Annotated in this window: 18 protein-coding genes; 6 read left to right on the top strand and 12 right to left on the bottom strand. The window is 69.3% G+C overall.

Annotated elements, in window-relative coordinates; translation table 11 throughout:
- Genes BUR28_RS00705 through BUR28_RS00715 form a run of 3 tightly spaced genes read right to left on the bottom strand, consistent with a single transcriptional unit; the run spans position 1 to position 3,361 of the window.
- On the bottom strand, positions 1-2,082 hold the full coding sequence (locus BUR28_RS00705; protein ID WP_074218358.1) for an MlaD family protein: 2,082 nt from the start codon (positions 2,080-2,082) through the stop codon (positions 1-3).
- Positions 2,079-2,735 (bottom strand): paraquat-inducible protein A, encoded by a 657-nt coding sequence (locus BUR28_RS00710; protein WP_254813668.1) that lies wholly within the window; start codon positions 2,733-2,735, stop codon positions 2,079-2,081. Before BUR28_RS00710 ends, BUR28_RS00705 begins: the two co-directional genes overlap by 4 nt.
- Positions 2,714-3,361, bottom strand: coding sequence for a paraquat-inducible protein A (locus tag BUR28_RS00715; RefSeq protein WP_074221458.1), 648 nt, complete (start codon positions 3,359-3,361; stop codon positions 2,714-2,716). Before BUR28_RS00715 ends, BUR28_RS00710 begins: the two co-directional genes overlap by 22 nt.
- 287 nt (positions 3,362-3,648) lie before the next feature.
- Here BUR28_RS00715 and BUR28_RS00720 point away from each other — a divergent pair, with 287 nt between their 5' ends.
- Positions 3,649-4,110 carry an NUDIX hydrolase gene (locus BUR28_RS00720; protein ID WP_074218359.1) on the top strand — a complete coding sequence of 154 codons (462 nt, stop codon included), beginning with the start codon at positions 3,649-3,651 and terminating at the stop codon, positions 4,108-4,110.
- Between the two features lie 20 nt (positions 4,111-4,130).
- Here BUR28_RS00720 and BUR28_RS00725 read toward each other — a convergent pair whose 3' ends face one another.
- Positions 4,131-5,642: a malonate--CoA ligase gene (locus tag BUR28_RS00725; protein WP_074218360.1), complete on the bottom strand. Its 1,512-nt coding sequence runs from the start codon at positions 5,640-5,642 to the stop codon at positions 4,131-4,133.
- A gap of 312 nt (positions 5,643-5,954) precedes the next feature.
- Between BUR28_RS00725 and BUR28_RS00730 the strand changes: the two genes are divergently transcribed.
- Complete coding sequence (locus BUR28_RS00730; RefSeq protein WP_074218361.1) at positions 5,955-8,234, top strand: calcium-binding protein; 2,280 nt, start codon at positions 5,955-5,957, stop codon at positions 8,232-8,234.
- A gap of 42 nt (positions 8,235-8,276) precedes the next feature.
- On the opposite strand, the gene BUR28_RS00735 is transcribed toward BUR28_RS00730, so the two are convergent.
- The 3 genes from BUR28_RS00735 to BUR28_RS00745 are packed head-to-tail and all read right to left on the bottom strand — an operon-like array spanning position 8,277 to position 11,403.
- A complete protein-coding gene (locus BUR28_RS00735) occupies positions 8,277-9,341 on the bottom strand; it encodes a TRAP transporter substrate-binding protein (protein WP_074218362.1) in 1,065 nt (354 codons plus the stop codon).
- Between the two features lie 17 nt (positions 9,342-9,358).
- A complete protein-coding gene (locus tag BUR28_RS00740; RefSeq protein WP_083626310.1) occupies positions 9,359-10,900 on the bottom strand; it encodes a TRAP transporter large permease in 1,542 nt (513 codons plus the stop codon).
- The gene (locus BUR28_RS00745; RefSeq protein WP_074218363.1) at positions 10,897-11,403 is read right to left on the bottom strand and encodes a TRAP transporter small permease subunit; all 507 of its coding nucleotides are present in this window, start codon (positions 11,401-11,403) and stop codon (positions 10,897-10,899) included. The genes BUR28_RS00740 and BUR28_RS00745 overlap by 4 nt, the downstream gene beginning before the upstream one ends.
- A gap of 112 nt (positions 11,404-11,515) precedes the next feature.
- Between BUR28_RS00745 and BUR28_RS00750 the strand changes: the two genes are divergently transcribed.
- A complete protein-coding gene (locus BUR28_RS00750) occupies positions 11,516-13,153 on the top strand; it encodes an FAD-dependent oxidoreductase (RefSeq protein WP_074218364.1) in 1,638 nt (545 codons plus the stop codon).
- A gap of 70 nt (positions 13,154-13,223) precedes the next feature.
- Here BUR28_RS00750 and BUR28_RS00755 read toward each other — a convergent pair whose 3' ends face one another.
- From BUR28_RS00755 to puuE, 4 genes are read right to left on the bottom strand one after another with little or no spacing between them, the layout of a single operon-like run.
- Entirely contained in the window at positions 13,224-14,657 is a 1,434-nt protein-coding gene (locus BUR28_RS00755; RefSeq protein WP_074218365.1) for a uracil-xanthine permease family protein, read from the bottom strand.
- A gap of 28 nt (positions 14,658-14,685) precedes the next feature.
- Positions 14,686-15,162 (bottom strand): ureidoglycolate lyase, encoded by a 477-nt coding sequence (locus tag BUR28_RS00760; RefSeq protein ID WP_074218366.1) that lies wholly within the window; start codon positions 15,160-15,162, stop codon positions 14,686-14,688.
- Complete coding sequence (locus BUR28_RS00765; RefSeq protein WP_074218367.1) at positions 15,159-15,989, bottom strand: bifunctional allantoicase/(S)-ureidoglycine aminohydrolase; 831 nt, start codon at positions 15,987-15,989, stop codon at positions 15,159-15,161. Before BUR28_RS00765 ends, BUR28_RS00760 begins: the two co-directional genes overlap by 4 nt.
- Entirely contained in the window at positions 15,986-17,404 is a 1,419-nt protein-coding gene (gene puuE / locus BUR28_RS00770; RefSeq protein ID WP_074218368.1) for an allantoinase PuuE, read from the bottom strand. The genes BUR28_RS00765 and puuE overlap by 4 nt, the downstream gene beginning before the upstream one ends.
- Positions 17,405-17,549: 145 nt before the next feature.
- Between puuE and uraH the strand changes: the two genes are divergently transcribed.
- Positions 17,550-17,894, top strand: coding sequence for a hydroxyisourate hydrolase (gene uraH, locus BUR28_RS00775; RefSeq protein ID WP_074218369.1), 345 nt, complete (start codon positions 17,550-17,552; stop codon positions 17,892-17,894).
- Here uraH and BUR28_RS00780 read toward each other — a convergent pair.
- Positions 17,879-18,811 (bottom strand): LysR family transcriptional regulator, encoded by a 933-nt coding sequence (locus BUR28_RS00780; protein ID WP_074218370.1) that lies wholly within the window; start codon positions 18,809-18,811, stop codon positions 17,879-17,881. The two genes, uraH and BUR28_RS00780, sit on opposite strands and share 16 nt — an antisense overlap.
- A gap of 105 nt (positions 18,812-18,916) precedes the next feature.
- On the opposite strand from BUR28_RS00780, the gene BUR28_RS00785 reads away from it, so the two are divergent.
- Both BUR28_RS00785 and BUR28_RS00790 read left to right on the top strand, forming a co-directional pair.
- Complete coding sequence (locus BUR28_RS00785; RefSeq protein ID WP_074218371.1) at positions 18,917-20,167, top strand: urate hydroxylase PuuD; 1,251 nt, start codon at positions 18,917-18,919, stop codon at positions 20,165-20,167.
- A 201-nt stretch (positions 20,168-20,368) separates the two neighbouring features.
- On the top strand, positions 20,369-21,748 hold the full coding sequence (locus tag BUR28_RS00790) for a hypothetical protein (RefSeq protein WP_074218372.1): 1,380 nt from the start codon (positions 20,369-20,371) through the stop codon (positions 21,746-21,748).
- The last annotated feature ends 48 nt before the right edge of the window (positions 21,749-21,796 follow it).

Raw genomic sequence — 21,796 nt, forward strand, 5'->3', positions numbered from 1 at the left:
TCAGCGTCCGAACAGGATGGAGTTGGGGTTGCGTTCCAGCGCGCGGGCGAGGTCGCTGACGGCCCTGGCCGCGCGCTCGACCTCGCGGATCGCCGGGGCGAGGTCGCGGCCGGCGCCGCGCGTGGCGTCGTAGCCGCGGATCGTGGCGGCCGCCTGGTCGAGCACGCTGCGCGCGCGCGCCAGCACCTCGGGCAGGTCCGCGGCGGCGGCCGAGATGTCGTCGGCCGCCGCCCGCGCCGAGGCGAGCGTGGCGTTGGCGTTCTCGACCACGCCGCCCTCGCGCATCTCGGCCAGCACCGCGCGCAACTCGTCCAGCGCCGCGGAGAGATCGCCGGGCAGGGCGCGGGCCGCGTCGGTGTCGATCAGGCGGTCGGCGGCGTCGAGAAGGGCCGAGAGGCGGTCGGCCAGGTCCCCGAGCGGGACCTCCTCGGCCTCGGCGGCGATCGCATCGAGCCGCGCGACGACATCGGGCACGCCGGCGACCGCCGCGTCCACCGAACCGGCGGCCGCGGTGGCCGCCTCCAGCGCCGCGTCGAGCCGCCCGGCGAGGTCGCTTTCGTTGAGCGTGGCGACCAGCGTCTCGATCTCGTCCACTGTCGCCCCCAGCCGGGCCGGCAGCGCCCGGGTTTCCTCGGCGCCCACCAGCCCGCGCGCCTCGCCCAGAAGCGCGCGCATTTCGCCGGGCAGGGCGCGGGTATCCGCGCTGCCGGTCAGGCGGCTGATATTGTCGAGCGCGGCGATGGTGCTTTCCATGACCTCCTCGATGGGCAGCGCATTGAGCCGGTTGTAAAGCCCCTCGGCGGTGGCCGCGACATCGGCGATCTCGGCGGGCGCGGTGGGCAGAAGCGGGTTCGGCGTCGCCGTCATGTCGAGTTCGGCCGGCGGGGCATCGGCGCGTTCGACGAGTTCGATCTTGAGCCCGCCGGTCAGCAGCGAGGCGGTGGCGAGCCTGGCCCGCAGCCCCTCGGCGACGCGGTCCTGCAGGTAGGCCAGCGCCGCCTCGGGGCCCGCGTCCTCGCCGAGGCCCAGCTGTCCGGGCTGGATCGCCAGCGTCACGGCGAGCCGCACCCGGTCGTCGCCGAACCGGGCCGGGTCCACGAGGCCGCTGAGCGCGGTGACCCGGCCGACATTCAGGCCGCCGATGGTGACGGGCGCGTCCACCGAGAGCCCTGCGACGTTCTCGTCGAAGATCGCGGTGAGCGAGAGCGCCTCGCGTTCCTCGCCGCCGAACAGCGTCGCGCGCGCGGCGCCCTCGTCGGGATAGACCGTGAAGAGCGTTCCCGGCGCGGCGGGGGTGCCCCCCGAGGCGACGGTGCGGAAGCTGACCCCGCCCGACACCAGCGAGGCGACCGAGGCGAAGTCGAGCTGAGCGCCCCCCGGGCCGAGGGTGAAGCGAAAGCCGGAACTGTCCCAGAAGCGGGTGGCCGAGGAGATCAGCCCGTCATGGGGGGCGAAGACGATGGCCTCGGCCTCGACGGTGCCGCCGTCCTCGGAGACCTCGGCCTTGCCGATCCGGCCCACCTCGATCCCGCGATAGAGGATTGGCGCGCGCTCGGTCAGCGTGGCGGAGCCCGCGGCGCGCAGCCGCAGCCGCAGCCCCGGCCGCCCCTCGCGGTTCAGCGGCGCCTCGGTCGAGGCCGCGTGGCGCCCGACGAAACCGCCCGCCACGTCGTCCCAGATGCCCTCGATGAAGGTGCCCGAGAGCACCGTTTCGAGCCCCGAGACGCCCTGCGGCGTCACCTCGGGGCGCACCACCCAGAACTGTGCCTCGCCGTCGACATAGTCCGCCACGTCGCGGTCGAGCCGCACGCCGACCAGCACCTGTCCGAGACCCTGGGTGAAATCCACGCGCTCCACGACGCCCACCGTGACGTCGCGGTAGCGCAACTCGGTCTCGCCGGCGCGGATACCGGAGGCGGTGTCGAAGGTCAGTTCCAGAAGCGGGCCGCGGTCGGCATAGGAGTTCCAGGCGATGCCGAGCGCGATGACCAGGGCGGCGGCCGGCACTACCCAGACGATGGACACGCGCTCCATCAGGCTCTTGCGGGCCGGTTCCACCGGGGTTTCGGGCAGGTCGCTCATGCCGGGCGGTCCTCCGTCGCGGCGCGGCCCGGGTCGGGGCTGCCGGCGGCGTCCCAGATCAGGCGGCTGTCGAAGCTTTGCGCGGACAGCATGGTGAAGATCACCGAGAGCGCGAAGAACAGGCTCGCCGGGCCGGGGCTGATCGAGGCGACGGCCCCGAGCTGCACCAGCGAGGCGAGGATCGCAACCACGAAGACGTCGATCATCGACCAGCGCCCGATATATTCGACCACCTCGTAAAGCTGCTGGCGGCGGGCCGGCGGGACGGCACCGCCGCCGCTCAGCCCCAGCGCGAGCGCCGCGATGGCAAGGAACTTGCCCACCGGGATCGCCACCGAGGCGGTCAGGATCACCAGCGCGATGCCCCAGTTGCCGTGGCGCGCAAGCTCCACCGCGCCGCCGACGATGGTCGACTCGTCGGTCAGGACCAGGGTGCGTGTGCGCAGCATCGGGTAGAGGTTGGCGGGGATGTAGGCCATCAGCCCCACGATCCACCACGCCCACACCCGTTGCAAGGCGCGCGGCGCACGCGAATGCAGCGGCTTGCCGCAGCGGCCGCAGCGCGCCGTGCCGCGGGGCCAGACCCGGGTGCAGCGCGTGCAGGCCACCAGGCCCATCTCGCGCGCGGTCTTCAGCGGTCGAGCGACTTCCATACCGAGTATCTGCACATGAAGGTATCCTGAAGGACGACGAGCACCACCAGGCCCGAGAACATCCAGAAGGCGGGCCCGAAATGCACCTGCGCGAGGTCGGAGACCTTGACCAGCGCCACCGCGCAGCCGATGGCGAAGATCTCGGCCATCGACCAGGGGCGCAGGGCCTCGGACATGCGGAAGGCGGTGGCCGCGCCGGGGGCGGGGGGCCTGTCGAGGACCAGCGGCGTCAGAACGTAGATCACCAGAAGCGCGCGCAGGACCGGGATGAAGACGATGAGCGCCGCCACCGCGAGCGCGAGCAGCGCGATCGGTCCGGCGGAGACGAAGGCCAGCGCGGCGTCGAGCACGGAGCTTGCATGCTGCCGCCCGCCGATCTCGATCGCGAGGAACGGGGCAAAGGTTGCGGCGACCACCAGCACGACGACGGTCAGCGCCACCGCGATCAGCCGTTCGCCGGCCTGCCGGCGCGGCGCGATCAGCACCGTGTGGCAGCGGGCGCAGACCGCGCGTTCGCCCGGGCGGGGCTGCACCACCCGGTAGACCGCGTCGCAGTGCGGGCAGGCGATCAGGTCCGTCGGGGCGGTGTGGCGCAGGTCTGCGCCCGTCGCGGGGGAATTTGTCATCGGCACGTCGCTTCGCTCGGCCCCTGGCCGGCCCAGCATAGACCCGGACGCGGGCTTATCCAGTGATTTCCGGGCGCGGCATCCCGGGCGGGCTGCGCGGTTGACGCAACGGAAGGCGGATTTCCGGCGGGAACGGCGGGTTTTCGTTGCCCGGCGTCATGAAATCTGCACGGTGAGCATGCCATAGAAACCGATCATGTCATGGGAACGGCATGACCGCGAGAGGCGCCGCGGCGCGGGGAGGGGATGCCCGCGGCGCTGTTTCGCGGTCTGCAAGCAGGTTGGAAATGCCAGACGGACGAGCGACGGGGAGGGGGGCCCAGATCGCCGCGCTGCCGATGCGCCGCGACGAAAAGGGTGTGCTTTACGTGCTGATGGTCACCTCGCGGGGCACCGGGCGCTGGGTCATGCCGAAGGGCTGGCGCATGGATGCGGACAAGCCCTGGCGCACCGCCGAGATCGAGGCGCTGGAAGAGGCCGGCGCGGTCGGCCGTGTCGGCACCGAGCCGATCGGGCGGTATGTCTACGACAAGATCCTCGACGACGGCACGGCGCTGCCTTGCGAGGTCGAGGTGTTTCCGATGCTGGTCGAGAAGCTCAAGCGCAGCTGGAAGGAGCGCCACGAGCGCACGCGCCGCTGGTTCAAGGCGAAGGCCGCGGCCAAGCGCGTGGACGAACCCGACCTCGCGGCGCTGCTGCGCGCCCTGGCCGAGTCGCCGCCCAAGGGGCTGGGCCGACGGCGGCCGTGACAGCGGGCTGAGGCGCGGGATCAGGCGAAGCTGTCGGCGAAGCGTGCGCGCAGAACGGTCTTTTGCACCTTGCCCATCGTGTTGCGCGGCAGCGCCTCGGCGATTTCGAAGCGCCGGGGCAGCTTGAAGCCCGCCAGGCTCTCGCGCAGCGCCGCGGCGATCGCGCCGGTGTCGAGCGCCGCGCCCGCCTCGGGCACCAGCACGGCCACCACGGCCTCGCCGAAATCCGCATGCGGCACGCCGATCACCGCGCTTTCCTTGACGCCCGGCTGCGCGTCCAGTGCCAGTTCGATTTCCTTGGGGTAGATGTTGTAGCCGCCCGAGATGATCAGGTCCTTGGCGCGACCCACGATCGTGACATAGCCGCGCTCGTCGATCTGCCCCAGATCGCCGGTGATGAAGAACCCGTCGGCGCGCAACTCGTCGCGCGTCTTCTCGGGCATCTGCCAGTAGCCCTTGAAGACGTTCGGCCCGCGCACCTCGATCATGCCGATCTCGCCCCGGGGCCGCTCCGCCCCGGTCTCGGGATCGGTGACCTTCACCTCCACCCCCGGCAGCGCGGTGCCGACGGTGCCCGCGATGCGCGGCCCGTCATAGGGGTTGGAGGTGTTCATGTTGGTTTCGGTCATGCCGTAGCGTTCGAGGATGCGGTGGCCGGTGCGGTCCTCGAAGGCGCGGTGGGTCTCGGCCAGGAGCGGCGCCGAGCCGGACACGAAGAGCCGCATGTGGGCGACGAGGTCCCGGGTGAAACGCGGGTCCTCCAGCAGTCTCGTGTAGAAGGTCGGCACCCCCATCATCGCGGTCGCCCGCGGCAGGGCGGCGGTCACCGAATCGACGTCGAACTTCGGCAACAGGATCATCGCCCCGCCCGCGACGAGCGTAACGTTCGTGGCGACGAACAGGCCGTGGCTGTGAAAGATCGGCAGCGCGTGCAGCAACACGTCATCCGCGCTGAAGCGCCAGGCCGCGGCCAGCGCCTCGGCGTTCGAGATCAGGTTGCGCTCGGTCAGCATCGCGCCCTTGGAGCGCCCGGTGGTCCCCGAGGTATAGAGGAAGGCGGCGATGTTGTCCTCGGTCCGCGGTTCCGCGTCATAGGCCTCGGGCATGCCCGAGGCCGCCGCCGGAAGGCTGCCCGTGCCGTCGGCGTTCAGCGTCTCCAGCCGGCTGCCGGCCGCCCCGGCAACCGGCCGCAGCGCTTCTGCCCGCGTGCCGTCGGCGACGAACATGCCGGCGCCCGAGTTCTCGAGGAAATAGGCCAGTTCCGCCGGGGTATAGGCGGTGTTGAGCGGCACGAAGATCACGCCGGCCTGGATGCAGGCCGCGATCAGCATCAGCGCCTCGGGCGATTTCTCGACCTGCATCGCCAGCCGGTCGCCATGAACCAGCCCCATCGCGTGGATCGCGTGGGCGAATTGCGCGGCGCGGCGCAGGAAGGCGTCATGGGTGAGCACGCCGCCGTCGGGCAGGTGCAGAAACGTGGAAGACTTGCCTTCGTGCGGTGCGAAAAGCCGGTCGTAGAGCGGGTTGGCCATCGGGTCCTCCCTCGGTCGGGCCCCGTTTCTGCGCGACCGCCGCGGCGCCGTAAAGGCCCGCGCATGCCGCACCCCGGCTTCCGGGCACCGCAAGAACCGATGGCGTTTTGGATAATGACCATGCCCGCGCCACATTCCCGTGCCGCTTTTGCTGGGGTCCGGCGGTTGATTTGTTCCCATGCCGCGAGTGGCGTCGCAATCGTGGCGTGCGCGCCGACTGTGTCGATCGCGGCAAAAGTTTGTTCGGAATGTGGCGGGTAATCGGACTGTCCGCGCCACGGTATGATTTCGCGTCACGGATTGGGGTTGGAAATGGAAACACTGGCAATCGACGTCGCCTTCGGAAGCCGGGTCGAGGGGGCCGAAACCGTCACGTCCGACCAGTTCGGCGGCATCCAGACCGGCTATGGCGGCTTTTCCCGGTTCGACGAGCAGTTCCAGGACCTCGGCCTGAACCACCTGCGCTGGCCCGGCGGCACGCTGGCCGAGACCGACGTCGATGTCTATGGTCTCGATGTGCCGGGCCTGTTCGACGGCACCCAGCTTTACACCCCCAATCCCGACCGCGACCGCCCCGACCTGACCGACACGCTGGCCTATTGCGTGGACCAGGGGCTCAGCTTTTCGATGATCCTGCCCACCGTGCGCTATGCGGCGGATATCGAGCAGGGCGTGGCCGACCTGCAGGCCTTCCTGGGCGATCTGCTCTCGGGCCGCTACGGGCCCTTGCCCGAGGATTTCACGCTCGAGATCGGCAATGAATACATGGCCCATGCCGCCCTTGCCGAGACCCCCGCGCTTTACGGCCAGATCGCCGAGCGGTTCATCCAGACCATCGTCACCGCGCTGGAAAGCCCCGCGATCAATCCGCAAGGGGCCGACCTTGCCATCGCCGTGCAGATCGGCCGGTCCGCGGGGGACGACGCCGCGATCCGCGACGCGCTCTCGCCCGAGAGCCTGGCCGAGATCGACAGCCTCGTGGCGCATGCGCTGCCGTTCAATTTCGGCGCCATCGACAAGGTTGAAAGCGACCCCGACGCCGACCTGCGGGATTTCGGCGAGGCGCTCTGGCAGAACCGCGCCGACTATGTCGATGCCTGGGAAGAGGCGATCCTGAATTCCGGCGGCAACCCCGATGCGGTCGAGCTTTACATGTCCGCCGTCAATATCGGCAAATCCGTTCAGGACGTCGATGACGCCAACCTGAATTACCAGGATTACGGGCTGAAGGCGGCCGGCGCCTACCTGGAAGTCTTCGCCACCTACCAGTCGATCGGCATGGACGCCGCCGCGATCTGGGGCGTCGCGGGCAAGCATTTCAACGCGGTCAGCTACGAAAGCCCCGACGGCATGGTGCTGGACCCCGGCGGCGCGCTGCTCAAGCTTATGGCCGACAACATCGTCGGGATGGAGCTCGTCGACGGCTTCCAGGCCAACGACCGGGGCGACCTGGCGATGACCTACGCGTGGGAAAGCGATGAGGCCGCGGTGGTCTTCGTCGCCGCGAACGACATCGCCGCGGACGGGGTGTCGGTGACGCTGGATCTCGGCGTGTTGGAGGGCGCGAGCGTGTTGGAGGCGGTGCGGCTGTCGGCGGTGCTGGCCGAGGAGACGCCGCCGGATGTCACCGGGCTGGACCTGATGGTCTACGAGGAGGCGCTGCTCGAAGACTTCGTGCCGCAGGTCTCGGGCAACACGGTCGTCTTCACGCTGCACTCCGACCACGAGGTGGTGATGCTGCATCTCGAAAAGGCGCCGCCGATCAACGTAGTGGAGGGCACGCTTGCGGCCGACATGCTTTACGGCACGGATGGGTCAGACGCGATCACAGGCTTCGACGGCGCCGACAAGCTGTTCGGCGAGGCCGGTGACGATCACCTGCTGGGCGGCGCGGGCGACGACGTGCTGCGCGGCGCGACCGGCGACGACCTGCTGGAGGGCGCGGCGGGCAATGACCGGCTTTACGCCGGCGCGGGCGACGACGAGGTTTCGGGCGGCGGCGGCGCCGACCTGATCGAGGGCCATGGCGGGGCCGACATCCTGTCGGGCGACGCGGGCGATGACGAGATCTCCGGCGGCACCGGCGCGGACGCAATTCTCGGCGGATCCGGTCATGACCGTCTGTTCGGCGGGGCCGGTGACGACGTGATCGAGGGCGCTGGCGGCAAGGACCACATCAGCGGAGAAGGCGGGAACGACACGCTTTATGGCGGGTCGTGGAAGGATCGGCTTTATGGCGGCAGCGGTGACGACGCGCTCTACGGCGGTGCGGGCAACGACCTGCTGAAAGGCGGCGACGGGGCCGACCGGCTCTCGGGGGATGCCGGGAACGACCGGCTCTTCGGCGGAGCGGGGGCGGATGTCTTCGTGTTTGCCGCTGCGGGGTTCGGCGCCGACCGGATCGAGGATTTCGAACTCGGGCTGGACGTCATCGACCTGTCCGGGCTTTCGTCCGGCCTGTCATGGGACGCGTTCGCCACGACCTGCCTGACCGACTCCGCCGAAGGCGTCCTGATCGACGTCGCCGGCAGTGCGATCACGCTTCTGGGGATCGACGCGGCCGACTTGGGGCAGGGGGATTTCCTGCTCTAGCGCGCGTCGACGGGGGCCGCCCGCGCGGACGGCCCCGCCCCGTCACAACCGCCCGGCAATCAGCGGGAGCGTCATCGCCCCGGCATAGGCGCGGGCCTGGGCCAGGTAGGCGTCGTAGCTTTCGCGCACCATCGCGACGTCGGGATTGGTGGCGGTCAGTTCGTCCTGCACCTCGGCCCAGGCCCCTTTCAGCGCCCCGATCACATCGTCGGGGAAGGGCAGGAAACGCACGCCCTGCGCGGCGAGGTCCGCCATCGCCTTCGTGTTGAAGTAGTCGAACTGCGCCTGCACCTCGAGCGCGGCGGCCAGTGCCGCGCATTCGCAGATCGCCTGGAGGTCCGCGGGCAGTTCGGCCCACGCGTCCCCGTTGAACACGACCGAAAGCCCTGCGCCGGGCTCGTTGAAGGCCGGCACGTAGCAGATATCCGTCAGCTTCTGAAGGCCGAAGGCCTGGTCGAGCATCGGCCCGACCCATTCGGCCGCGTCGATCGCGCCCGATTGCAGCGCCTGGAAGATCTCGGGCGGGGGCATCAGCACCGCGTTCACGCCGAGTTTGCGGTAGATCTCGCCGCCCAGCCCCGCGACGCGCATGTTTAGCCCCGAGAGGTCCGCGACCGAGCCGATCTCGGCCTTGAACCAGCCGCCCGACTGGGTGTTGGAGTTGCCCGAATAGATCGGCTTCAGGTTCCGCTGGGCGTAGATTTCATCCCAGATCTCCTGCCCGCCGCCCCAGCGCAGCCAGGCGTAATGCTCGTTCGAGGTCATCCCGAAGGGCACGCCGGTGAACCAGTGCAGCGCGGGGTTCTTGCCGGCGGCGTAATAGGTCGGCCCGTGGCCCACCGGCGCGTTGCCGGCCTGCACCGCGTCCTCGACCCCGAAGGACGGCACCAGCTCGCCCGCGCCGTAGACGGTGAAGGTCAGCCGCCCGTCGGACATGGCCGCCACGCGGGCGGCAAAGGTCTGCACGTTGGTGCCCACGCCCGGTGCGTTCTTGGGAAATGCCGTGGGCAGGTTCCAGGCGATCTTTCCTTGCGCAACGGCGGGGCTGGCCAGCGCGCCGGCGGCGGTCACGCCCGCGCCGGTTTTCAGGAAGCGTCTGCGGTCCATGTCGGTCCTCTCGTGTCTCAGCGGAAAATCAGGTCCGGCAGCCAGGTGGCCAGCTCGGGCACGGCTATCAGAACGCTAAGCGCGGCCACCTGCAACAGGACAAAGGGGACAACGCCCCGGTAGGTGTCGAGCGTGGTGATGTCGGCGGGCGCGACCGAGCGGAAGTAGAACAGCGCGAAGCCGAAGGGCGGCGTCAGGAAGCTGGTCTGCAGGTTCATCGCGATCAGGATCGCGAACCACACGGGCGAGATGTCGGTGCCCAGGATCGGCGGGCCGAGAAGCGGCACGACGATATAGATGATCTCGACCGCCTCCAGCAGGAAGCCGAGGAGGAAGATCAGCGCCATCACCAGCGCGATCGCCCCGAAGGTGCCGCCCGGCAGCGCAGCCATCAAGTCCTCGACAAGGTGGTCGCCGCCGAAGCCCCGGAAGACGAGCGAAAGCAACGAGGCCGCGACGACGATGCCGAAGACCATCCCCGAGATGCGCACCGTGTCGGCCATGGCTCCTTTCAGCAGGTCCGCCCGCCACAGCCGGCCCCCCGACCAGAGCGTGCCGGCGGCGATCAGGCCCGCCGCGGCAAGCGCGGCCAGCCCGGCGGGCGTGCCGGGGGCGGCGCGCCCCAGGCCCGCCATGCCGATGCCGACCAGCGCCAGCGCCGCAAGCCCGGCCCCCGCGATCAGCCAGCGCCCCGCGCGCAGGGGTTCGGCGGCATGGGCGGCCAGCAGCGCCGCGCCGACCGCGCCCAGCCCCGCGGCCTCGGTGGTCGTGGCGACGCCCGCGAGGATCGATCCGAGCACCGCGAGGATCAGCAGGATCGGCGGCAGGAAGGTGAAGAGCACCTCGCCCGCGGGCACCGCCTCGCGCGCGACCGGGAGCGCGGCCGGCGCGGGTTTCAGGCGCAGCGCGACATAGATCGCGTAGAACGCCACCAGCACCAGCCCCGGCAGCAGCGCGCCGGCGAAGAGATCGCCCACCGACACCGCGTCGGGGGCGAAGTTGCCGGCGGCCTGCTGCGCCTCCAGATACACGTTGCCGATCTGGTCCCCCAACAGGACCAGCACGATCGAGGGCGGGATGACCTGGCCCAGCGTGCCGGAGGCGCAGATCAGCCCCGCGGCCAGTCGTTTGTCCACGCCCGCCATGCGCATCGCGGGCAGGCTGATCAGCACCAGCATCACCACGGTCGCCCCGATTATCCCGGTCGACGCCGCGATCAGCGTGGAAAACGCCAGCACGCTCAGCGCCATCCCGCGCGGGGCGCCCCCGGTCATCCGCGCCAGCACGCCCAGCATGCGTTCGGCCAGTCGCGCGCGCTCCAGCAGGACGCCCATCAGCACGAAGAGCGGCACCGCCATGAGCAGGCGATTCGTCATCACCCCCCAGACGCGGGCCGGAAAGAAATTGAGGAAGGCCAGGTCGAACACACCGACCGCCGCGCCGACCAGCGCGGTGACCAGCGGCACGCCGGCAATGGCGAGCATCGCCGGGATTCCGCTGAGGATGCCGGCGAAGAGACCCAGGCCCATTGCGAGCAGGAAGCCCTCGGCCCCGGTCACTCGGCCGTCCTCCGCCCAAGCACCTGCGCGACCCCCTGCAGGATCATCAGCGCCGCGGCCACCGGCAGCGCCGTCTTCACGAGGTAAAGCCCGCCGAGGCCGCCGGTTTCGACCGAGCCCTCGCGGATCGACCAGGCATAGGCGAGGTCGGGCAAGAAGGCGCGGATCAGCAGGCCGAAGACGGGCACCAGGAAGAGCACCAGCGCCAGCGCGTCGGCCGCCCGCAGGTAGCCGGGCGGCAGGCGCTCCGACACCACCTCCACCCGGACATGGCCGTTCCGCGCCAGCGTCACCGGCAGCGAGAAGGCCATGAGCACCGCGAAGGCGTAGGCGGCGGCATCCTGCAACTCGATGAAGCCCGCGCCGAAGCCGTAGCGCAGCACGACGATGGCCAGCACCGCGCCGGTCAGGAACAGCCCCGCCAGGATGCACAGCGCCAGCGCCGCGCGGTCGAGCCAGCGGCAAAGCGCGAGATAGGCGGAAAGGGCGCGGCGGGTCTGCATTGGGCCGGGCCTTGCCACAGCCGTGCATTATGCGCAATCGGGCCATGCGTCCGCCCCCTCTGGCCCTCGCCGTGCAAGGCGCTATGCTGCGACGCAGCAAAAGGAGGCCATCATGGCGGTTCGGATCGTCGTTCTCGGGGGCGGCTTCGGGGGGATGTACGCGGCGCGGGCGCTGAAGAAGCGGCTGGGCCAGGCGGCGGAAGTGGAGCTCATCAACGCCGAGAACTACTTCGTCTTCCAGCCGCTTTTGCCCGAGGTCGGCGCGGGATCGATCACGCCGGGCCACGCGGTATCGCCGCTGCGGTTCCTGCTCAAGGGCGTGTTCGTGCGCAAGGCCGTCGTGGACAGCGTCGATTTCGAGCGCCGGATCGTCACCGTGTTCCAGGGAATCCAGCGCCGCCCGACCGAGGTGCCCTATGACCACCTGGTGATCGCGTTGGGCCAGGGCGTGGATCTGAGCCGCATGCCGGGGCTCGAGGAACACGCGCTGAAGGTGAAGTCGCTGGAGGATGCGCGGCGGCTGCGAGAGCATGTGATCGAGCAGCTGGAGCATGCCCAGGTCAGCCAGGTGCCCGCGAACCGGCGGGGCGCGCTGACCTTCACTGTGGTCGGCGGCGGCTTTTCCGGGGTCGAGACCGTGGGCGAGATGAAGGAGCTGATCGACCGTTCGCTGCCGTTCTACCCGGAAATCGACCCCGACGAGGTCAGGGTGCTGCTGGTGGAGTTCGCGCCCCGCGTGCTAGCCGAGATGCCCGAGCGCCTGGCCGCCTATGCCGGCTGGCACCTGCAACGCCACGGCATAGAAGTGAAGCTGGAAACCGGCGTGGCCAGCGCCACGGGCACGCAACTCGTGACCACCGGGGGCGAGGTGATCGACACGCGCACCATCGTCGCCACCATCGGCAACGCGCCGCTGCCGGTCGTGCGCCGCATGGGGCTGCCGAGCGCGCATGGCAAGATCGCGGTCGAGCGGTCGCTGCAGGTGAAAGACCATGGCAATGTCTGGGCGCTGGGCGATTGCGCGCTGATCCCGTTGAAGGACGGGGCCGAGGGGCGCGCCGACTACGCCCCGCCCACGGCACAGTTCGCCGTGCGCCAGGCCAAGCGGATCGCCGCGAACGTCGCCGCCGCGGTGTCCGGCAAGCCGGTCAAGCCCTTTGCCTACCGCTCTCGGGGGGCGCTTGCCTCGCTGGGGGCCAAGCGCGGCGTGGCCGAGGTGTTCGGCCTGCAGTTGACCGGGTTTCCGGCCTGGGTTCTGTGGCGCTCCTACTACCTCGCGCTTCTGCCGGGCGTCGGCACGCGCATCCGGGTGATGATCAACTGGACGATGGACATGCTCGGTGCGCGCAGCCTCGTGCAGATCCGCGCCCATGCCCGCCCGCCGCTCCGTTACGTCTATTTCCGCGCCGGCGATACGGTCTACGAGGCCGGGCAGCGGTCGGACGGGTTCTATTCGGTGATCTCGGGGGCGGTCGAGATGGAGCGCGCCGATCCCGAGACCGGCGAGACGACGACGCAGGTGATCGGCCCCGGCGGGCATTTCGGCGAACGGTTGATCCTCGGCGCGACGAGGCGCAAGACCACCGTCCGGGCCGTCGAGGATACCAAGATGCTGGTGCTCAACCGCGAGGAATTCCTGATGCTGGCCGAGGGGTTCTCGGCCTTCCGCGAATATTTCCGCCCCTACATGGAAGCCCGCGGCGTCGACTGGCCGCCGAAGCGGGAGACGGGCGAGGACCGTCGCGGTTAACGGCGCGCGTGGCGACGCGGCCGGAGACCGGCCTCGTCCTTGTCGTCCGGTTCCTCCCGCGCCGGCCGGCTCACTCGCCCGGCAGGCTGCCCCGTCCGTGCCCGGAGAGCCCACCCGAGACCTCTTCGGTCGCCTCCGAGGCCAGGTCCTCGGGCAGCACGAGGTTCAGGACGATGGCGATGACGGCCGCGGGCAGGATGCCGCTGGTCATCAGGATGCCCAGCGTCTCGGGCAGGTATTGCACCGCCTTCGGGTCGAGTTGCAGGCCGAGCCCCACCGAAAGCGCGATGGCGAAGATCACCATGTTGCGCCGGTTCCAGTTGACGTCGGACAACATAGAGATGCCGGCGGCCACCACCATGCCGAACATCACGATCACGCCGCCGCCCAGCACCTCGATCGGGATGGTGCGGATCAGCGCGCCGACCTTGGGGATCAGCCCGCAGAGGATCAGGAACAGCGCGCCGATGGTGACGACGTGGCGGCTCATGACGCCGGTCATGGCGATCAGGCCCACGTTCTGGCTGAAGGAGGTGTTCGGCAGCCCGCCGAAGATGCCAGCGACCGCGGTGCCCACCCCGTCGGCATAGGTCGCGCCCTGGATCTCGCGGTCGGTCGCCTCGCGTCCGGCGCCGCCCTTGGTGATGCCCGATACGTCGCCCACGGTTTCCACCGCCGAGACGAACGCCATCAGGCAGAAGCCGATGATCGCCGCGAAGCTGAACGCGAAGCCGTACTTGAAGGGCATCGGGGCCTCGAGCACCGCCGCCCGGCTCCAGCTTGTTGCGATGCCGTCGACGGTGACCATCCCCATCATCAGCGCGTAGAGATAGCCCGCGAGGATGCCCAGCGCGACGGCCGAAACCGACAGGAGGCCGCGGGTGAAGAACTTGAAAGCGAGCGTCACGAATATCACGACGAGTGCGGCGGACCAGTTCAGGAGGCTGCCATATTCCGGGCTGTCGATGGCGGGCACGCCGCCCGCGGCATACTGGATGCCGACCTTGACCAGCGCGAGCCCGATCATCGTGACCACCAGCCCGGTCACCAGCGGCGGCAGGGCGAAGCGGATCTTGCCGATGAAACTGCCGAGAAAGGCGTGGAAGAGCCCGCCGATCAGCACGCCGCCGAACAACGCGGGCAGCGCCTCGACGCCCTTGCCCGCGACCAGCGGGATCATGATCGGGATGAAGGCGAAGCTCGTGCCCTGGACGATGGGCAGCCGCGCGCCAACGGCGCCGATGCCGATGGTCTGAAACAGCGTCGCGATCCCGGCGAACAGCATCGACATCTGGATCATGTAGGTCATGTCGGGAAAACCCTGCGCCCCGGCATCCGAGCCGAAGCCGAAGCCCGCGGCCCCCGCCACGATGATCGCCGGCGTCACGTTCGAGACGAACATCGCCAGCACGTGCTGGATGCCCAAGGGCACCGCCTTGTGCAGCGCCGGCGTGTAGTTCGGGTCGCGCAATTGCTCGGGCGTCCCGATGGAACTGTCCACCATCTGTCTTCTCCCTTTTCGTGCGCGCCCCTCAGAGGGTGACGCGGATGGGCCGGCCCAGGCGGTGCTCCTCAAGGTTCCCTCCCGCACCGATGCGGTCGATGACCGCAAAGAGGCCGGAGCCGGCAATCGGGCACAGAACGCCATGCCAGGTGTTCCGCGCGATGTTCACGCTCTGGTGGTCGGCGGCAACGAAGGCCCGGGGCGTTCCCGGCACCCCGCCCGCGTCTGCCGCGACAATGACCAGAAATCGGCTGGACTGCATCGGAATGAAGCATTGCGAGCCCAGCGGGTGACGTTCCAGCAGCGTGCAGTCATAGGGCGGGGCGCGGATCTCGGCCTGGAACAGGCTGAGACCGGCACGGCCCTCTGCGATGTCGAAGGTGGCGAGGTCGGTGAAGCGGCGGCAGGCGCCCTCGTTGATCGTGACGAAGGGGCCGCCGGTCTCGATCACCTCGCCGAAGGGGGCGAAGGCCTCGGCGGTGAGCGGCTCGGCGGTCAGGGTCATCCGCCGGGCGTGAGCGCCGGGTGGCGATTCACGTCCTTGTAGAGAAGGTAGCGGAAGCGCCCCGGCCCGCCGGCATAACAGGCCTGCGGGCAGAAGGCGCGGAGCCACATGTAGTCGCCCGCCTCGACCTCGACCCAGTCGCGGTTCAGCCGGTAGACGGCCTTGCCCTCGAGCACGTAGAGCCCGTGCTCCATCACGTGGGTCTCTTCAAAGGGGATGCAGGCGCCCGGTTCCAGGGTGACGATGTTCACATGCATGTCGTGGCGCAGGTCGTCGGGATCGACGAAGCGGGTGGTGGCCCAGCGGCCGTCGGTGCCGGGCATCGGCACGGGATCCGTCTCGGCATCGCTGGCCAAGATCGCTTCGGGCGCGTCGACCCCCTCGACCGCCCGATACCGCTTGCGCAGCCAGTGGAACCGCGCCGGTTCCTCGCCCAGCGCGCGTAGCCGCCAGCCGCTGCCCGGCGGCAGGTAGGCGTAGCCGCCCGGCTCCACCAGGTGCGCGATCTCGCCCAGGGCGATCTCGACGGCGCCTTCGGTGACGAAGATCACCGCCTGCGCCTCCGTGTCCGGCTCGGGCCGGTCGCTGCCGCCGCCGGGCGCGACCTCCATCAGGTAATGCGCGAAGGTTTCGGAGAACCCGGTCATGGGTCTTGCGATGATCCAGGTGCGCGTGCCCACCCAGAAAGGCAGCGCCGAGGTCACGATATCGCGCATCACGCCGCCGGGGATCACCGCATACGCCTCGGTGAAGACGGCGCGCCCGGTGTGCAGCGCCTCCTGCCCGGGCAACCCGCCACGGGGGGAGAAATAGCTCGGCTTGGTCATTCGGGCAGCATGTCCTTGAGGCGGTGGAGGGCGATGCGTTCGACCTGGGCGCAGGCCTCGGCGAACTCGGTCTCCGCGTCGTTCTCCAGCCGCCGCTCGAAGGCGGCGAGGATCGAGGCCTTGTCGCGGTCGCGCACCGCGATGATGAAGGGAAAGCCGAAGCGCCCGGTATATGCCGCGTTCAGCGTCTCGAACCGGGCGCGCTCGGCATCGGTCAGTGCGTCGAGCCCCGCCCCGGCCTGTTCGGCCGCCGATTCGGGGGTCAGGCGTTTCGCCTGCGCCAGCTTGCCCGCGAGGTCCGGGTGCGCTTTCAGGACGTCGAGCCGCTGCTCGGACGGCGCCGTGCGGAAGGCGCGGGCCAGGACATTGTGAACGCCCGTTGCGCAATCATGGGCGGGGCCCAGTTCCAGTCCGTGCGCCGCTTTGGCGATCCAGGGCGAATGCTCGAACACGCCGCCGAAGCGCGCCACGAAGCGCTCCCGATCCATCTCCGACGGCCGCTCCCACTCCTCCGGCGGATGTGTCGCCGCCCAGTGCCGCGCGATGTCGATCCGGCGCGCCACCCAGACATCGTCATGCCCCGCCACGTAATCGAGGAACCGCTTCAACGCCTGCGCCCGGCCCGGACGCCCGACCAGGCGACAATGAAGGCCCACCGACATCATCTTCGGCGCGCCCGCGCGCCCCTCTTCCAGCAGCAGATCGAAGCTGTCCTTGAGATAGGCGAAGAACTGGTCGCCGGAGTTGAACCCCTGGGGCGTCGCGAACCGCATGTCGTTGGCGTCCAGCGTGTAGGGCACGATCAACTGGTGCCGATCGCCGAACTTCATCCAGAACGGCAATTCGTCGGCGTAACTATCGGCCATATAATCGAAACTGCCATCTTCCGCCGCCAGCCGCACAGTGTTGATCGAGGTCCGCCCCGTGTACCAGCCGCGCGGTGCCGCGCCGGTGACGGCCGCGTGCAGGCGCTTGGCTTCCTCCATATGGGCGCGTTCGTCGGCGTCGGAATAATCCTTGTACTCGATCCATTTCAGCCCGTGGCTGGCGATCTCCCAGCCCGCCTCTTGCATCGCGGCGACCTGGTCCGGAGACCGCGCCAGCGCCGTGGCGACGCCGTAGACGGTGACCGGCATGTCGCGTTCCGTGAACAGCCGGTGCAGCCGCCAGAACCCGGCGCGCGCGCCGTAGTCGTAGATCGTCTCCATGTTCCAGTGGCGCTGGCCCGGCCAGGGGGCCGCGCCCACGATCTCGGACAGGAACGCCTCGGACGCCGCATCGCCGTGGAGAATGCAGTTCTCGCCGCCCTCCTCGTAGTTGATGACGAATTGCAGGGCGAGCTTCGCGCCGCCGGGCCATTTCGGGTCGGGCGGCTTGGGGCCATGGCCCCTGAGATCGCGGGGATACCTTGTCATATGTCCTCCGGTCGCATCACTTTCGCATAATCCAAGAAGACCCTCGCTGTCTTTCAAGGAAATCCTGAAAGTGTTTCGGGGCGCGGGGCGTTTATCGTGGCGCAGAGCTGCGGCATGACCATCGAAGCGGCAAGGAGAGAACGCAATGCCCGGATACCTGACGACCCATGTTCTGGACACGGCCCGCGGCGGCCCGGCCGAGGGGCTGCGGATCGAACTGTTCCGGGTGGAGGGCGACGCCCGCATGGCCCTGACCGAGATGCACACCAATGCCGACGGGCGCACCGACGCGCCGATCCTGCCCGAAGGCGAGTTCGCGACGGGCACTTACGAGCTGGTTTTCCACGCGGGCGATTACCTGCGCGGGCTGGGACTCGCGGGGGATTTCCTCGACGTGATCCCGCTGCGCTTCACGATGGCCGAGGTCGATCACTACCACGTGCCGCTGCTGCTCTCGCCCTACGGCTATTCCACCTATCGCGGCAGCTGATAGTCCCGCTCGCGGCGCTTCAGCTCGGCCTTGATCCGCTCGGCCATGAACTCGATGAACAGCCGGCTCTTGGGGTCCTGGTTGCGCTTGTGCGGGAAGAGGCAGGCAAGCTGCGCGTCGGGCGGCGGGCTCGATTCGGCGACCGGCACCAGCGCTCCGCTCGCCAGGTGCTCGGCCACGTCGAAGACCGGCTTCATCACGATGCCGCGCCCGTCCAGCGCCCATTCCGTCAGCACGTCGCCGTCGTCGCAGGCATAGGGCCCCTTGACGTCGAATTTCTGCAGGCCCTCGGGGGTGTGCAGGGTCCAACGGAACTCGGTCGAGCCGGGGAAGCGCAACAGCAGGCAGTCATGGGTGTCGGCGATCAGGTCTGCCCCGGTGCGCGGCATGCCCCGGCGCGCGATGTAGGACGGGGCGGCACAAAGCACCCGCGGACAGTCGGCCAGCGTCCGGACACGCAGCCCCGAATCCGGCAGGTCGCCGAGCGCGAAGCTCACGTCCAGCCCCTCGGCGGTCACGTCCACCTTTCGGTCGCTCAGTCGCAGACGCAGATGGATTTCCGGGTATTTCTCGTGGAACTGCGCCACGTTGGGCGCGATCAGCCGGCGCCCGACCCCCAAGGGCGCCGAGACGAAGATCGACCCCCGCGGGTTCAGCGTCACCTCGTGGACCGCCGCCTCGGCCTCTTCCAGCGCGTCGAGCACCTTGACCGCCTTGGGATAGTAGATCCGCCCCTGCTCGGTCGGCTGAATCGACCGGGTCGTGCGGGTGAAAAGGCGAATCCCGAGATGCTTTTCCAGCTCGGCGATGCGCGAGGAGGCCACAGCGGCCGAGACCTGCAGATCGCGCGCCGCCGCCGACATGTTCTCCAGCTCGTAGACGCGCACGAACATGCGGATATTGTTGAGGCCGGTCATTGGGTGCGATTGTTCGGCTATTCTTGAAACTGATCGGGATAATCAGGAATTATCAGAAAGCCGGTCCCGGGTATAGCGTGCCCGCATCCCCGGAAGGAGTGCCCCATGTTCGACACCGCGATGATCCTCGACTGGCTGGAATTCGCCATCCGCTGGCTGCACGTCATCACCGGCATCGCCTGGATCGGCTCGTCCTTCTACTTCATCGCGCTCGACCTGGGACTGACCAGGGCCGCGAACATGCCCAAGGGCGTGCTGGGCGAGGAATGGCAGGTCCATGGCGGCGGTTTCTACCACATCCAGAAATACACCGTGGCGCCCGACCACATGCCCGAGCACCTGACCTGGTTCAAATGGGAGGCCTATTCCACCTGGCTTTCGGGCATCGCGCTGATGGCGCTGGTCTACTGGCTGGGGGCGGAACTCTACCTGGTCGACTACACGAAGATGGAGCTGACCCAATGGCAGGCCATCGCGATCTCGGCGGGGTCGCTGGCGCTGGGCTGGCTGCTCTACGACCTGCTGTGCCGCAGCCCGCTGGGCAAGCAGCCCACCACGCTCATGCTGATCCTCTTCGCGCTTCTCGTCGCGATGTCATGGGCTTACACTCAGGTCTTCACGGGACGCGCAGCGCTGTTGCACCTCGGCGCCTTCACCGGCACGATCATGGTGGCCAACGTGTTCCTGACCATAATGCCGAACCAGCGGATCGTGGTGGCCGATCTCAAGGCCGGCCGCACACCCGACCCGAAATACGGCGAGATCGCCAAGCTCAGGTCGATGCACAACAACTACCTGACGCTGCCGGTCATCTTCTTGATGCTGTCGAACCACTACCCGCTGGCGTTTGCCACCGAGTACAATTGGATCATTGCCAGCCTCGTCTTCCTGATGGGCGTCACGATCCGGCACTATTTCAATACGATGCACGCGCGGAAGGGCCGCCCGAACTGGACCTGGGGGGCGACGGCGGCGGTGTTCCTGGCGATCATGGCGCTGTCGGCGGCGCCGATGATGAAGCGGGCCGAACCGGTGGAGGAGGCCGCGCTGCCGGCCCATGTGCAGCGGGCGCTTGCCGCGCCCGGCTTCGCCGAGGTGCGCGAGATCGTGGCAACGCGCTGTGCGATGTGCCATGCGGCCGAGCCGCTGTGGCCCGGCCTCGCCACCGCGCCCAAGGGTGTGCGGCTGGAAACAGAGGCGCAGATCGCGGCCGAGGCGAAGCGTATCTACATTCAGGCCGGACTCAGCCGTGCGATGCCGCCGGGCAACCTGATGATGATCGAACCGGATGAGCGTGCCCGGATCGTGGCCTGGTACCGCGGGATGGGGACGGGCCCGGTGCTGGCGGCGCGCTAGGCAGGCTGCGCGCCGGGCCTCGCGGCAGGTCCGTCGGAACCGTGCCGGCTCCGGCGCGTCCGGGCGAGCCCCCTGTCCCGGCGTGCAGAGCGCGCGTCCGGCTCGGCTCGCCGAGGACACGACAGGCATGCGCGGGAAGCAGGCTTGCCGCGCGACGGCGCCGGCATTCCCTCAGGCGCGGAAATGCCGCATCCTGTCCCCATGCGGTTCCTGATCGTCCTTTCCGCCGGTCTCGCGCCCGCCCCGGCGTTGTCCCACGCGACCGAGGGCGGGCTTGTCCTGCTTCTGCCCACCGATCTTTACATCGCGGGCGGGGTAGCGGCGGTGGTCCTGACGATCCTGCTCGTCACCGTGCTGCCGGACCGTTTCGCGCTCGCCCTTTTTCGTCCGGTGCCGCTGTTCCGCAGCCGCCGCAGGCGGGCGGGCGCCATCCCCGGCCTCCTGTCTTTCCTCGCGCTGGCGGGGCTTGTCGGACTTGGCCTCCTGGGGGCCCGGAACCCGATGGAGAACCCGCTCTCGCTCGCGGTGTGGAGCCTGTTCTGGATCGTGCTCGTCCTGGTGCAGGGGCTGGTCTTCGACCTCTGGCGCTGGATCGAGCCCTGGGGCGGCCCCTATGCGGTGCTCCGCCGGCGGTTCGGTCTTGCCCGCCTCCTGCGGTTGCCGGGATGGGTGGGCCACTGGCCCGCCCTGCTGAGCTTCGCGGCCTTCGCCGCCGTGCTCCTTGCCCACCCAGCGCCGGCCGACCCCGCCCGGCTGGCCGCGATGGTCGCCTGCTACTGGGCGTTTCATTTCGCCCTGACACTGGTCTTCGGCCCGAAATGGCTGCGCCGGGGCGAGGGGCTGACCGTGCTGATGCGGGCCTATGCCCGCATGGCGCCGTTCGGTACGGCGCGCGGGCGTGGCCGGGTCGGGCTCCACGGCTGGCAGGTCAAGGCAGGGCGCGCGCCGCCCGCCACGGTCGCGATCTTCATGGTCGCGATGCTGGCCGTCGGCAGTTACGACGGGCTCAACGAGACGTTCTGGTGGTTCGGGCAACTGGGTTGGAACCCGCTGGAGTTTCCGGGCCGCTCGGCGGTGGTGCGCGAGAACCTTGCCGGGCTTGCCGCCGCGCTGATCCTGTTGCCGCTGGTCTATGCGGTTGCCGTCGCCGCGGGCCTCGCGCTTGCCCGCGAAGCGGCCCGCTTCGGCCACGCCGTGCGCGCCTTCGCCCCCGCGCTGCTGCCCATCGCGCTCGCCTATCACTTCGCGCATTACCTGCCGGTAATCCTCGTCGAAGGGCAGTACATGCTGGCCGTGGCCAATGACCCGCTCGACACTGGCGCGCATCTGCTCGGGCTCTATCATGTTCATGTCACCACGAGTTTCTTCAACACCCACGACACGGTGCGCCGCATCTTCCTGGCGCAGGCCGGCGCCATCGTCATCGGCCATGCGCTGGCGATCGTGCTGAGCCACGCGCTCGCCGCGCGGCTGCTGGACACCCCGCGCAAGGCGGCGATCAGCCAGGCGCCGCTGGCGGGGTTCATGGTGCTTTACACGCTGTGCGGTCTCTGGCTGCTGGCCTCGCCCCGCGGCGTGTGATCGCGGGCAAGGCCGTGGACAAAGCCGCCCCGCGCCGACAGACTGTAG

The organism is Rhodovulum sp. ES.010, assembly GCF_900142935.1.
GTDB lineage: Bacteria > Pseudomonadota > Alphaproteobacteria > Rhodobacterales > Rhodobacteraceae > Rhodovulum.